The organism is Sphingomonas arenae (assembly GCF_016924655.1).
In the GTDB taxonomy this organism is placed as follows: Bacteria; Pseudomonadota; Alphaproteobacteria; order Sphingomonadales; family Sphingomonadaceae; genus Sphingomicrobium; species Sphingomicrobium arenae.
This window is the reverse complement of the sequence record NZ_JAFFJU010000002.1, coordinates 1,046,490-1,058,682: the sequence shown is the minus strand read 5'-3', so window position 1 is coordinate 1,058,682 and position 12,193 is coordinate 1,046,490. Positions and strand designations below refer to the sequence as shown.

The following is a 12,193-nucleotide window of genomic DNA, read 5'->3' as shown; positions in this document are numbered from 1 at the left end:
ACACCAACGGCGACGGCGTCGCCGACTTCATGATCCGCGTCGATGGGCTGCACACGCTGGGGAGCGAGCACTTCCTCCTGTAGCCCTGCATGGCACCAAGCCGAGCTCGGCGGGTTCATTCGGGTGCATGCGGATCGCGACCTACAATGTGAACGGTGTCAATGGGCGGCTGCCCGTCCTGCTCGAATGGCTCGGAGCGACGCAGCCGGACGTGGTCTGCCTTCAGGAACTCAAGGCGGCCCAGGAGAAATTTCCGCTCCAAGCCTTGGAGCAGGCCGGCTACGGCGCGCTCTGGCTCGGGCAGAAGAGTTGGAACGGCGTCGCGATCCTCGCCCGCGGCTGCACCCCCGTCGAGACGCGGCGCGGGTTACCAGCTGATCCCGACCCGGCACAATCGCGCTATATCGAAGCGGCCGTGAACGGCGTCCTGGTCGGTTGTCTTTACTTGCCCAATGGCAATCCGCGACCCGGTCCCAAGTTCGACTACAAGCTGGCCTGGATCGAGGCGTTGGAGGCGCTCGCGGCCGACCTGTTCGCCGTTGATGGGCCGGTCGTTCTTGCCGGCGATTACAACATCATCCCCGGCGATGCCGACGTCTACAAGCCGGAACGCTGGGTCGATGATGCGCTGTTCGCGCCGGAGGTGAAGGCGGCATACGAGCGGCTGCTCGGGTCAGGCTGGACGGACGCCTTGCGCGCCCTGCACCCGGATGAGCGAGTGTTCACCTTCTGGGACTATTTCCGCAATGCTTGGCCGCGCGATACGGGCCTGCGCATCGACCATCTGCTGCTCAACGAACCTGCCGCCAAGCGCCTCCGAAGTGCCGGGGTCGACCGAAGCGTTCGCGCCATGGAGAAGACCAGCGATCATGCGCCCGTCTGGATCGAGATCGCATGACCGCGCCGGCCCCCATGGAGGCGCTTCTGGTCGAACAACTGCCGGATGAGCCGGGCTGGCAGTTCGAGCCCAAGTGGGACGGTTTCCGCTGCATCGCCGTCCGTCACGAGGAAGGGGTGGAGATGTGGTCCAAGTCCGGCAAGCCCCTCGGTCGTTACTTCCCCGAAGTGCTGGCCATGCTGGAGGGCCTGAGGCACTCCGACTTCATCCTCGATGGCGAACTCATTATCGAGACGGACGCGGGGCTGAGCTTCGACGCATTGCAGATGCGCCTGCACCCCGCCGAGAGCCGGGTTCGCAAGCTAGCCACCGAAACTCCCGCCCGGCTGATGACCTTCGACCTGCTCGCGCTGGGTGGAAGGGACCTCACGGACGCCCCGCTGCTGGAGCGCCGAAGCGCGCTGGCGCGGTTCGTTAGCGAAGAGGATGCCGATGATCTCCTTCTGTCGCCGGCCACCGCTCAGCGGGAGCGAGCGCTCGACTGGCTTGCACGCAGTGGCGGAGCCCTCGACGGCGTGATCGGCAAGCGCGTGGACGACCGCTACTATTCCGGCGAACGGACGATGGTGAAGGTGAAGCAGCACCGCACCGCCGACTGCGTGGTTGGAGGCTTCCGCTATGACCAGGCAGGAAGCGCGATGGCGTCCCTGCTCCTCGGCCTCTACGATGACCAGGGCAAGCTCGACCACGTGGGCTTCTGCTCCTCCTTCTCCGCCGCGGAAAAGAAGCGCTGGACGCCGGAACTCGAGGGCCTGGTTGAGCCGCCAGGCTTTACGGGGTCCCGGCCGGACAAGGCCAGCCGCTGGGCCCGCGATCGGGTGTCCGAATGGCGACCACTGAAGCCGGAGATCGTGGTGGAAGTCCTCTACGACCAGGTCACGTCCGGCCGCTTCCGCCACGGCACGCGCCTGCTGCGCCGACGGCCGGACAAGCGTCCGGACCAGTGCCGCATGGAGCAGTTGCGCCACCCGCTCACCCCCGCCGAGCTGCGCAATCTGCTGCGACCTTAGCCGTGCCGGACCTCTTCAATGATCCGCCAGTGCCCGGGCTGTCGATCCGGGAGGAATTCGTCACGCCCGACGAGGAGAGGGAGCTCATCGACCGCATCTGCGCTGTCGAGCTCACCCCCTTTCAGTTCCGCGATTACGAGGGCAAGCGTCTCACCCATAGTTTCGGCTGGCGCTATGACTTCCAGGATCAGAGCTTCGAGCAGGCGGAGCCGCTGCCTGCCTGGCTCCATCCCTTGCGCGAACGCGCTGCGGCCTTTGCGGCGCTCGATCCGGAGGAGCTCGGTCATGCCCTCCTGATCCGCTACGATCCCGGTGCGGGGATAGGCTGGCACAAGGATCGCCCCGTGTTCGAACATGTGGTCGGCGTGTCCCTCGGAGCCGCAACCGTGATGAACTTTCGGCGGCGCGAAGGAACCCGGTTCCAGCGCTTGAAGCTGCCGCTTGCCGCAAGGAGCGCATATCATTTGACCGGCGAGGTTCGGCACGAGTGGGAGCATGGGATTGTGGCCCATGAGGCACTCCGCTTTTCGATCACCTTCCGCAGCCTTTCTCAAGCGGGTCGCGCGCGGCTCCACGCCTAGCCAAGCGAGCGGTCCCCAAATACAAAGCGGGATCGGCACACTCGGCTGCCTGGATCCTCATGATGTTCGATTTTCTGAAGCAGTTCGTCAGCGGCAACTACGCGCCTCATGGCTACTGCCTTCTGTGGCAGCCGGAGCTCGTATGGACCCACGTCATCTCCGACGCGCTCATCGCCGCAGCCTACTTCTCCATCCCCGTCGCACTCGTCACTTTCGTCCGCCGGCGGCCCGATGTCGAGTTTGGCAAGATGTTCTGGCTGTTTGCCTTGTTCATCCTGTCGTGCGGCCTCACCCATGTCATGGGAATCTGGAACCTGTGGAACGGCGATTACGGAGCCGAAGCCCTGGTGAAGGCTGTGACCGCCGCGGCATCGGTTCCGACCGCAATCCTGCTCTGGCCCCTGTTGCCGCGCATGCTGGCCATTCCCTCACCGACCCAACTTCAGCTGAAGAACCAGGAATTGGCGGTGGCGCTCGCCGAGCGGGACGAGGTGCTGCAACAACTTCGGGCCGAGGTGCAGCAGCGCGAACGCGCCGAAGCGGCATTGGTGCAGGCTAAGAAGATCGAAGCGGTGGGCCAGCTCACGGGCGGGATTGCGCACGATTTCAACAACCTCCTCCAGGCGATCGCCGGCAATCTGGAGCTGATCACCCGGTCCCCCGAACGGGTCGACAAGGTCCAGCGGTGGGCCACCAACGCCACCGCCGCGGTCGAGCGCGGAACCAAGCTCACCGGCCAGCTGCTCACCTTTTCCCGGCAGCAGCGGTTGGAAGCTCGTGCGATCCATGTCGGCAAGATGCTGGAGGACATGCGTGAACTGCTGCGCAATTCGGTCGGCCCGACGGTGCAGCTGGAGCTTCAGATCTCCGACGACCTCTGTCCGGTCGAGTCTGACCGGACCCAGTTGGAGCTGGCGGTCCTCAACCTAGCGATCAACGCCCGAGACGCGATGCCGGGCGGCGGGCAGCTGGTGATCGCGGCGGAGATGCGCGAAGTCGCGGATGGGCTGCCGCAAGTCGCCGTGATCGTGAGCGACACCGGCGATGGCATGAGCCCCGAGGTGCAGGAGCGCGCACTGGAGCCGTTCTTCACCACCAAAGGGCCGGGCGAAGGAACGGGGCTTGGGCTACCGATGGCCTATGGGGTTGCGACCCAGGCGGGCGGGGACCTGCTGATCGACACCGCAGTGGGCGAGGGTACGACCGTTACCATGCTGCTGCCTTGCAACGTGACTGCTCCGGAGGAACCACCGAGCGACTCGACGAAGTCCGGAGAGCATGCTGCCGTCGCGGGACATTCGATTCTCCTTGTCGACGACGATCACGAGGTTCGCGAAGCGCTGGCCGACCTGCTTGCCGCTGACGGCCATGCGTGTGTCGAGGCGAGAGGGGCGGCGGAGGCGCTGGACGCGATCAGCCGCCAGAGCTTCGACCTGCTCTTGCTCGACTATGCGATGCCGGAGATGAACGGCGCGGAGCTGGCGTCGCAAGCGCGCAAGCTGCGGCCCGACATGAAGCTGCTGTTCATTACCGGCTTCGCGGACAGCGCAGCGATCGACCGTGCGGTCGGCGGCAATGCGAGGGTCCTGAAGAAGCCGGTGACCTCCGCCCAGCTGGCTGCGGCGGTGCGCGAGATGCTGGGCTAGCGGGCTTCGAAGCCGGCCAGCACCTCCGCGAGCCAGCGGCCGGCGGTGAGGGCGCTGAGGTCCGTGGCGTCGAGCGGCGGGTCCCATTCGGTCAGGTCGATGACCCGGACGCGGGGTTCGGCGGCGATGTGGCGGGTGGCGGCGAAGAAGTCGGTTGCGCTCATGCCGCCCGGACGGGCGCCGGGAGCGGCGGGGAATTGGCTCCGGTCAATCACGTCGATGTCGCAGTCGACGAGCAGCGCTTCGCAATGGGAGAGGCCGGCTAGGGCGCTTTCGACGCAGGCAAGAATGCCGCTTTTCCGGACTTCCTGGATGGTGATTACGCGGTTGCCGGCGGCGAGCGCGTCTTCGTGCATAGCGCGACTGTTGGCGAAGGGGGCGAGACCGATCTGGGCGATGTTGCGGCCGGGGAGGCCATCTTCAATGAGGGCGCGGACCGGATTTCCGTTGCCGAGTCCGGCACTTGTGTCGCGCATGTCGAGGTGAGCGTCGAGAGTGATCAGGCCGACCTTGTCGAGCGGAAGGCCGAGCCCGTGGACGCCGGGACGGGTGACCGCATTGTTGCCGCCGATCAGCAATGTGAGCGCGTGCTGTGACACGCTGAGCGACACAAAGTCGCGAATCCGCGCCGTGTTTTGCTCGATTGTGTCGCCACAAATCGCGATATCGCCGCGATCCGCGATCAAACTGCTCAGTTCTCGCCGCGTTTCGATGTCATAGGTCCCGATCCGCCGCAAAACGCCCCGCAACGTGGCCGGCGCGAGGTCGCAGCGCCCCGGGGTCACGGACCCGAGCGCGAGGGGCGCGCCGACCAGCCCGACGGGCGCCCCGGAATCGGCTCCGGTCAGCAGGTCGGAAAGGTTGGGCCAGGCGCTCGTCATTGAAGCCTGCCTAGCAGCGTGCCATGGGCCGCGCCATGTGGGACCGCCTGCTTACCGATTGTCATGTCGCCACGATGGTGCCCCGCCCCGGCGATCCGCTGGGAATCGTCAGCAATGCGGCGATCGGGATCGCGGACGGGAAGATCGTGCGGGTCGGGCGGCGGGCGGAGCTTGCCGGCTACCGCGCGAAGGAGGTCGTGCCGCTTGGCGGGGCGTGGGTGACCCCGGGGCTGGTCGACTGCCACACCCACCTGGTGTTCGGAGGTAATCGTGCTGCCGAACATGCAATGCGGCGGGCAGGGGCGAGCTATGAGGAAATCGCGCAGGCCGGCGGAGGGATTGCGTCAACCGTTAACGCGACGCGGGGCTCCTCGACGAGCGAGCTGATCGACAGCGCCCGGCGCCGCCTGCACGCGCTGATGCGCGGCGGGTGCACCACCGTGGAGGTGAAGTCCGGCTACGGCTACGACACCGCGAGCGAGCTTCGCCTGCTGAACGTGGCGAGGGCGCTGGGCGAGCGGGAGCCGGTGCGGATCGCCTCGACCCTGCTGGCCCTCCACGCGCTGCCGAAAAGTGCGGACCGGGCAGCCTATGTCGACATGGCCGTGGAGGAGATGATCCCGACCGTTGCGCGGCTGGGGCTGGCGCAGGCCGTCGACGGCTTCTGCGAAGGCATCGGCTTCCTGCCCCACGAGATCGAGCGCCTGTTCGACGCGGCGGACAATCACGGCCTTCGGGTCAAGCTGCATGCCGAGCAACTGAGCAATCGCGGCGGGGCGAAGCTGGCGGCGCGCTACAATGCCCTGTCTGCCGATCACCTGGAGCATCTGGATGCGCCGGGTGCGCAGGCGATGGCGGAGGCCGGGACGGTTGCCGTGCTGCTGCCGGGGGCTTTCTACACCTTGCAGGAAAAGCTGCGCCCGCCCGTCCAGCTGCTGCGCGATCATGGCGTGCCGATCGCGGTCGCGACCGACTGCAATCCGGGAACGTCGCCGCTCCTGAACCCGCAACTTGCGATGAACATGGCCTGCACCTTGTTCGGACTGACGCCGGAAGAAGCGCTCGCCGGGATGACGGTCAATGCGGCGGCCGCACTCGGCCTTCAGGACGAGGTCGGCAGCCTGTCTCCGGGCATGGAGGCGGACCTGTGCGTGTGGCGGATCGCGGAGCCTGCGGAGCTGGGCTACTGGGTGGGACTGATGCCGGAACGGCGGGTGTTTGCAGGGCTGGATGCTTGAGGACAGCGCTTCGATACGCCGCTTGCGCGGCTACTCGGCGTGAGCGCTAGAACAGGGGCGAGAGTGACCGACCAACGACGTGACAACAGCCGCCGCATCCGGGCGCGGCGGGGCAGCGAGATCAAGGCGAAGAGCTGGCTGACAGAAGCCGCCGTCCGGATGCTGATGAACAACCTCGACGACGAGGTGGCCGAGGACCCGCAGAGCCTGGTCGTTTATGGCGGGATCGGCCGGGCCGCGCGCAACTGGGCCTGCTATGACAAGATCGTCGAAACGCTGGAGCGGCTGGAGGGCGACCAGACGCTGCTCGTCCAGTCCGGCAAGCCCGCCGGCGTGTTCCGGACCCACCCCGACGCGCCGCGCGTGCTGATCGCCAATTCCAACCTGGTGCCCAAGTGGGCGACGTGGGAGAAGTTCAACGAACTCGATCGCGCCGGGCTGATGATGTACGGCCAGATGACCGCCGGCTCGTGGATCTACATCGGCACGCAGGGCATCGTCCAAGGCACCTACGAGACGTTCGCGGAGATGGGCCGCCAGCATTATGGCGGGGACTTGCGTGGGCGTTGGATCCTGACCGCCGGGCTCGGCGGCATGGGTGGGGCCCAACCTCTGGCGGCGGTCATGGCGGGCGCCCACTGCATCGCCATCGAGTGCCAGGAAAGCCGCATCGAGAAGCGGCTGGAGACCCGCTACCTCGACCGCCGCGCCTCCACCATCGACGAAGCGCTGGAGATCATCCGCACGGCGTCCGAGCCGACCAGCGTCGGCCTGCTCGGCAACGCCGCCGAGATCATCCCGGAGATGCTCGCCCGCGGCATCCGCCCCGACGCGCTGACCGACCAGACCAGCGCCCACGATCCCTCCAACGGCTACCTGCCGATCGGCTGGAGCGTCGCCAAGTGGCAGGAGATGCGCGAGCGCGATCCGGCCGCCGTCGCCCATGCCGCCCGCATCTCCATCGCCCGTCATGTCGAGGCGATGCTGTCTTACCGCGACATGGGCGTGCCGACCTTCGACTATGGCAACAACATCCGCCAGGAAGCGCTGGACACCGGCGTCACCCACGCGTTCGACTTTCCCGGCTTCGTCCCCGCCTACGTCCGCCCGCTCTTCTGCCGCGGCATCGGCCCGTTCCGCTGGTGCGCGCTGAGCGGCGATCCGGAGGACATCTACCGCACCGACCAGCGGGTAAAGGAGCTGCTCCCCGACGACCCGCACCTGCACCGCTGGCTCGACATGGCGCGGGAGCGGATCGCCTTCCAGGGCCTGCCCGCACGCATCTGCTGGGTCGGCCTCGGCCAGCGCCACCGCCTCGGCCTCGCCTTCAACGAAATGGTGCGCAGCGGCGAGGTCAGCGCCCCCATCGTCATCGGCCGCGACCACCTCGACAGCGGCTCGGTGTCGAGCCCGAACCGCGAGACAGAGGCGATGAAGGACGGCAGCGACGCGGTGTCGGATTGGCCTTTGCTGAATGCGCTGCTGAATACGGCAAGCGGCGCCACCTGGGTCAGCCTCCATCACGGCGGCGGGGTCGGCATGGGCTATTCCCAGCACGCCGGCATGGTCATCGTCGCCGACGGCACTGACGAGGCGGCGAGGCGGCTGGAGCGGGTGCTGTGGAACGACCCGGGCACCGGCGTCATGCGCCATGCGGACGCGGGCTATGACATCGCCGTCGACTGCGCGCGGGAACAGGCGCTCGACCTGCCGATGATCGGCTGACCTCTCCATCATGGCTTTCCGCCCGCTCGATGCGCCTTATGACGAGAACAACCCATTCGCGCGCATTTTGCGAGATGAACTTCCCGCTTCGCGCGTCTTCGAGGACGAAGAGGTGCTGGTAATCATGCCCCTACAATGGGAGCATCCGGGGCATGCGCTGGTGATCCCGAAGTGGCCAGTTCGCCACCTCCTCGACATGACGCGCGAGGAGATGGGCCGGGTGCTTCATCTGGCGACCCGGGTCGGAATTGCGCAGCAGCAGGCGCTCGGCGCGACCGGCTTCTCCATTCTCCAGAACAACGGCCGGGATCAAGCTGTCGGGCACGTGCACTTCCACGTTATTCCCAACACGGAGCGAGTGCCTCAGAATCCCGTTCCGCGTTCCGAGTTAGACCGAATGGCCAAGCAGCTTTCAGCAGCGTTTCCGACTGATGCTTGATTCCCTGCTGCTGCAGCGGGCTTGCGTCTCGCTCGTCGCATGAAGCGCATCATGATCGTAGGGCAGCCCGGCTCGGGCAAGAGCACGCTGGCGCTCGCAATTGGTCGTCGCACCGGCTTACCGATTGTCCACGTCGACAAGATCCACTGGCAGTCTGGTTGGGTGGAGCGCAGCCGCGCTGAAAAGGACCGATTGAGCATCCAAGCAACAGATCGCGACTCGTGGGCGTTCGAGGGAGGTCACTCGCGAACCTGGCCGCAGCGGCTCGCTCGCGCCAACCTGCTCATCTGGCTCGATCGGCCTGTTAGCCTGCGCATGTGGCGCGTCACCAGTCGGGCGCTTGCCGGCCGCGGACAGACTCGGCCCGACATGGCCGAAGGCTGTCCCGAACGGCTGCGAATGCTGCCGGGTTCCTCTGGTATATGTGGACAACCCGCCGCTCAGGACGAACGAAATTGGCGCGACTTGCCGCGCATGCTCCACCTGGCTGCAAGATTGTCCGCCTCCGCTCGGACCAGGAAGTTACGGATTTCGTCGCATCTTACGGTGAATGCCACGCACGAGACGACCATCATCGCGGCCCTGATCATCGGCCCTGTTGACGCGGCCCCAAGTCTGCCAGACGGGAACTCCGATGCTCACCCTCAACCCCGAAGCCGTCGACCTCTCCACCCTGCGCCAGCTCTGGACCGGCGCGCCGTCCCGCCTTGACGCGGCCAGCATGGAGCGCGTGCGCGCCTCCGCCGCTGCGGTGGAGCGGATCGTCGCGGGTGGGGAGACCGTGTACGGCATCAACACCGGCTTTGGCTTGCTCGCCAACGAGCGCATTCCGGCGGACCGCCTCGCCGAGCTTCAGCGCAACCTGATCCTGTCGCACAGTTGCGGGCTCGGCGATGCGCTGCCGCGGCATGTCGCGCGGCTGATGATCGTGCTGAAGCTGCTCGGCCTCGGGCGCGGCTATTCGGGGGTGCGGCCGGTCGTCATCGACGCGCTGCAGGCGCTGCTCGACCGCGACGCCATGCCGGTCATCCCCGCGCAGGGGTCGGTCGGCGCTTCGGGCGACCTCGCTCCGCTGGCGCACATGACGGCGGCGCTGATGGGCTTCGGCTGGATCGATCTTGCCGGCGAGCGGCTCGCGGCGGGAGAGGCGCTGCATCGGCTCGGGCTCGCGCCGCTGGAGCTTGGGCCGAAGGAGGGCCTGGCGCTCATCAACGGCACGCAGGCGAGCTGTGCCATTGCCCTCGATGCGCTGTTCGCGGCGGAGCGGGTGTTCGGGGCTGCGATTGCTGCGGGCTCCCTGTCGGTCGATGCGCTGAAGGGGAGCGTGAAGCCGTTTGATCCGCGCATCTCGGCGCTCCGGGGCCAGCCCGGTCAGATCCGCGTTGCCGCCGAGATCGCGCGGCTGCTCGACGGCTCGGAGATCGTCGCTTCGCACCACCGCTGCGGCCGGGTGCAGGACCCCTATAGCTTCCGCTGCCAGCCGCAGGTGATGGGCGGCGCGCTCGACCTGCTCGCCAACGCCGCCCGCACGCTGACCATCGAGGCGGCGGCCGTGACCGACAATCCGATCGTGTTCGAGGATGAGGATTTGGCCATCAGCGGCGGCAACTTCCATGCCCAGCCGGTCGCCTTCGCTGCCGACACCATCGCCATGGCGCTGTGCGAGGTGGGGTCCTTGTCCGAACGGCGGACGTCCGTGCTGGTGGACCCGAAGATGAGCGGGTTGCCGGCGTTCCTGGTGGATGACGGAGGGGTCAACAGTGGGCTGATGATCCCGCAGGTCACGGCCGCCGCGCTGGTCAGCGAGAACAAGAGCCTGGCGTATCCGGCGAGCGTGGATTCGATCCCGACCTCGGCGGGGCAGGAGGACCATGTGTCGATGGCGCCGATTGCCGCGCGAAAGGCCGCCACTATCGCCCGCAATGCGGCCGGGGTGGTGGCGATCGAGCTGATCACGGCGGCGCAGGGCGTGGACTATCACGCGCCGCTCAGGACGTCGGAGCCGTTGCAGGCGCTTCATTCGAAGGTCCGCGCGATCAGCCCGCACCTGGAGGCGGACCGCTACTGGGCGGACGAGATGGCGGCGCTGCAGGCCGCGGTGCTGGCGGGGGAACTGGTGACGGCTCCCCCGCTGCTCGACTGAACGGCGCTACTTCTCGCCGAGCGCGGCGAGGACCTCGGCGGCCGTGGTCGGACCGGCGGTCATGGTGTCCGTGTGGCTCATGATGTGCTTGCGAAACTCGATCCCCGCGGCCGGGCCGGTGGGAACGCCCATACGCTTGGCGGCAGCGTCAAAGGCCGCGTCCTGCGCCTCCGTTGTCGCGGGGGCGATCAGGACATAGTCCCAGCTGTCCCCGTCCATGTGGACGTAGAGCTGCGAACGGGGATTGCCCGCCGCGGCGCTGATCTGGTCCTGCCGGGCGAGCCACTTGAGCAACTCCGCCTGGTGGCCGGGCACGGCGTGGTAGATGGATACGACCGAGCGGCTTCCCGACTGCTGGGCCGACACGGGCGTAGACAGGGTGCAGGTGAGCGCAAGCGCGGCCGCGCCGAAGATGTGGTGTCGCAAGTGTAGTCCCCCGAGTTCGAGGCAGTGCCTCGTGACGGCCGGTCCGATCGACCGGCCGGTTGCTCCCGATCACCGGGACGCGACTCATGAAGGGTCAACCGGGGGAGTTAACGCCCATTCCGCGCGGCGTGCAATGCCGGCGTCAGCTGACGCGCGACCAGGTCTGGTCCTTGCAGATGACGGCGAGGATGCAGCCCTGCACGGTCAGGCGGTTGCCGCTGACGTGGAGGTTGGCGCCGGCGTGGCGGTTGGCCTTGGGCATGAAGACCTGCCCCTTCCAGCGGTTGGCGCCGGCCGGACGGAGGTCCTTCAGAATGGTGGTGCCGACGAGGTTCCGGGTGCCGCCCTCGGCTGCGTCGCGCTTGGCCTTGGCGGAGGCATTGACGACCCGGCCGCACAGGCTCTTCCCGCACGGCGCGATGCGCACGGTGACGGTGCGCTTCGGGTTGGTCCAGGTGCCCTCCAGCGGAGAGGCGGCGAGCGCCGGCAGGGGCGCAAGCGCCACGGCGGCGGCGAGGATGGCAGCGATTCTCTTCATGGGCAGGCAGTTAGCAGCGGGTTTATGAGTCCTGCCTGACCGAACAATGGCGGAAATCGGGCAGCGGCGGAGAGCCGTCACCGCCTTTCAGGCAGGCTGTCCCGGCCCACTTGCGGCGGCTATAGGATGGTGATGGCCGAACCCGCCGCCCAGCACACCAGCGAGTATCGCACCGGTTCCGACCCGCGCACCTTGCGTGACGCGCTCGGCTGCTTCGCGACGGGAGTGACGATCGTCACCTGCCTGGATGGCGACGGAAGTCCGGTCGGGCTGACCGCGAACAGCTTCACCAGCGTGTCGCTGGACCCGCCGCTGCTGCTGGTTTGCGTGGCGCGGCGGGCGGCGAGTGCGGGCGCGCTGACGCAGGCGTCGCACTTTGCGGTGAACGTGCTGCAGACGCACCAGCAACCCGCTTCCATCCGCTTCGCGACCAAGGACCAGGACCGCTTCGGCGCGACGCCATGGAGCCCGGGGGAATATGGCCCCCCGGTGCTGCGCGATTCGCTGGGCGTGTTCGAGTGCGCGGCCCACGCGGTGCACGAAGGCGGGGACCATCACATCGTGGTGGGAGAAGTGCTGCGCGCGAGCTTCGACTCGACGCTGGACCCGCTGCTGTACTTCCGGGGCCGGTACCGGCGACTGCACTTCGACTGAGGAGGAGAGCGCGC

General features: G+C 67.4%; 12 protein-coding genes. 9 read left to right on the top strand and 3 right to left on the bottom strand.

Translation table 11 applies throughout. The annotated features are described in order from the left end of the window. The first annotated feature begins 127 nt into the window (after nt 1–127). The 4 genes from xth to JT720_RS14070 are packed head-to-tail and all read left to right on the top strand — an operon-like array spanning nt 128 to nt 4,135. Nucleotides 128–898, top strand: coding sequence for an exodeoxyribonuclease III (xth, locus tag JT720_RS11415; RefSeq protein ID WP_205481354.1), 771 nt, complete (start codon nt 128–130; stop codon nt 896–898). Beyond that, a complete protein-coding gene (locus JT720_RS11410; RefSeq protein ID WP_205481353.1) occupies nt 895–1,908 on the top strand; it encodes an ATP-dependent DNA ligase in 1,014 nt (337 codons plus the stop codon). The genes xth and JT720_RS11410 overlap by 4 nt, the downstream gene beginning before the upstream one ends. Nucleotides 1,909–1,910: 2 nt before the next feature. Further along, nucleotides 1,911–2,489, top strand: coding sequence for an alpha-ketoglutarate-dependent dioxygenase AlkB (locus tag JT720_RS11405; protein WP_205481352.1), 579 nt, complete (start codon nt 1,911–1,913; stop codon nt 2,487–2,489). A gap of 59 nt (nt 2,490–2,548) precedes the next feature. Beyond that, nucleotides 2,549–4,135 carry a response regulator gene (locus JT720_RS14070; RefSeq protein WP_272873188.1) on the top strand — a complete coding sequence of 529 codons (1,587 nt, stop codon included), beginning with the start codon at nt 2,549–2,551 and terminating at the stop codon, nt 4,133–4,135. On the opposite strand, the gene JT720_RS11395 is transcribed toward JT720_RS14070, so the two are convergent. Continuing rightward, nucleotides 4,132–5,016: an arginase family protein gene (locus JT720_RS11395; protein ID WP_205481351.1), complete on the bottom strand. Its 885-nt coding sequence runs from the start codon at nt 5,014–5,016 to the stop codon at nt 4,132–4,134. The two genes, JT720_RS14070 and JT720_RS11395, sit on opposite strands and share 4 nt — an antisense overlap. A gap of 35 nt (nt 5,017–5,051) precedes the next feature. On the opposite strand from JT720_RS11395, the gene hutI reads away from it, so the two are divergent. The 4 genes from hutI to hutH all read left to right on the top strand — a co-directional run bounded on the left by hutI (nt 5,052) and on the right by hutH (nt 10,561). Then, on the top strand, nt 5,052–6,254 hold the full coding sequence (gene hutI / locus JT720_RS11390; protein ID WP_205481350.1) for an imidazolonepropionase: 1,203 nt from the start codon (nt 5,052–5,054) through the stop codon (nt 6,252–6,254). Between the two features lie 63 nt (nt 6,255–6,317). Beyond that, nucleotides 6,318–7,979, top strand: a complete 1,662-nt coding sequence (hutU, locus tag JT720_RS11385; protein WP_205481349.1) for a urocanate hydratase — start codon at nt 6,318–6,320, stop codon at nt 7,977–7,979. Nucleotides 7,980–7,989: 10 nt separating this feature from the next. Next, a complete protein-coding gene (locus JT720_RS11380; protein WP_205481348.1) occupies nt 7,990–8,418 on the top strand; it encodes an HIT family protein in 429 nt (142 codons plus the stop codon). A 634-nt stretch (nt 8,419–9,052) separates the two neighbouring features. Beyond that, nucleotides 9,053–10,561 (top strand): histidine ammonia-lyase, encoded by a 1,509-nt coding sequence (gene hutH, locus JT720_RS11375; RefSeq protein WP_205481347.1) that lies wholly within the window; start codon nt 9,053–9,055, stop codon nt 10,559–10,561. 6 nt (nt 10,562–10,567) lie between these two features. Here hutH and JT720_RS11370 read toward each other — a convergent pair whose 3' ends face one another. Together JT720_RS11370 and JT720_RS11365 are read right to left on the bottom strand one after the other, a co-directional pair. Then, nucleotides 10,568–10,987 (bottom strand): hypothetical protein, encoded by a 420-nt coding sequence (locus JT720_RS11370; protein WP_205481346.1) that lies wholly within the window; start codon nt 10,985–10,987, stop codon nt 10,568–10,570. 142 nt (nt 10,988–11,129) lie between these two features. Then, the gene (locus JT720_RS11365; RefSeq protein ID WP_205481345.1) at nt 11,130–11,525 is read right to left on the bottom strand and encodes a DUF2147 domain-containing protein; all 396 of its coding nucleotides are present in this window, start codon (nt 11,523–11,525) and stop codon (nt 11,130–11,132) included. 132 nt (nt 11,526–11,657) lie between these two features. On the opposite strand from JT720_RS11365, the gene JT720_RS11360 reads away from it, so the two are divergent. Beyond that, nucleotides 11,658–12,179 (top strand): flavin reductase family protein, encoded by a 522-nt coding sequence (locus tag JT720_RS11360; RefSeq protein WP_205481344.1) that lies wholly within the window; start codon nt 11,658–11,660, stop codon nt 12,177–12,179. Nucleotides 12,180–12,193 lie beyond the last annotated feature (14 nt).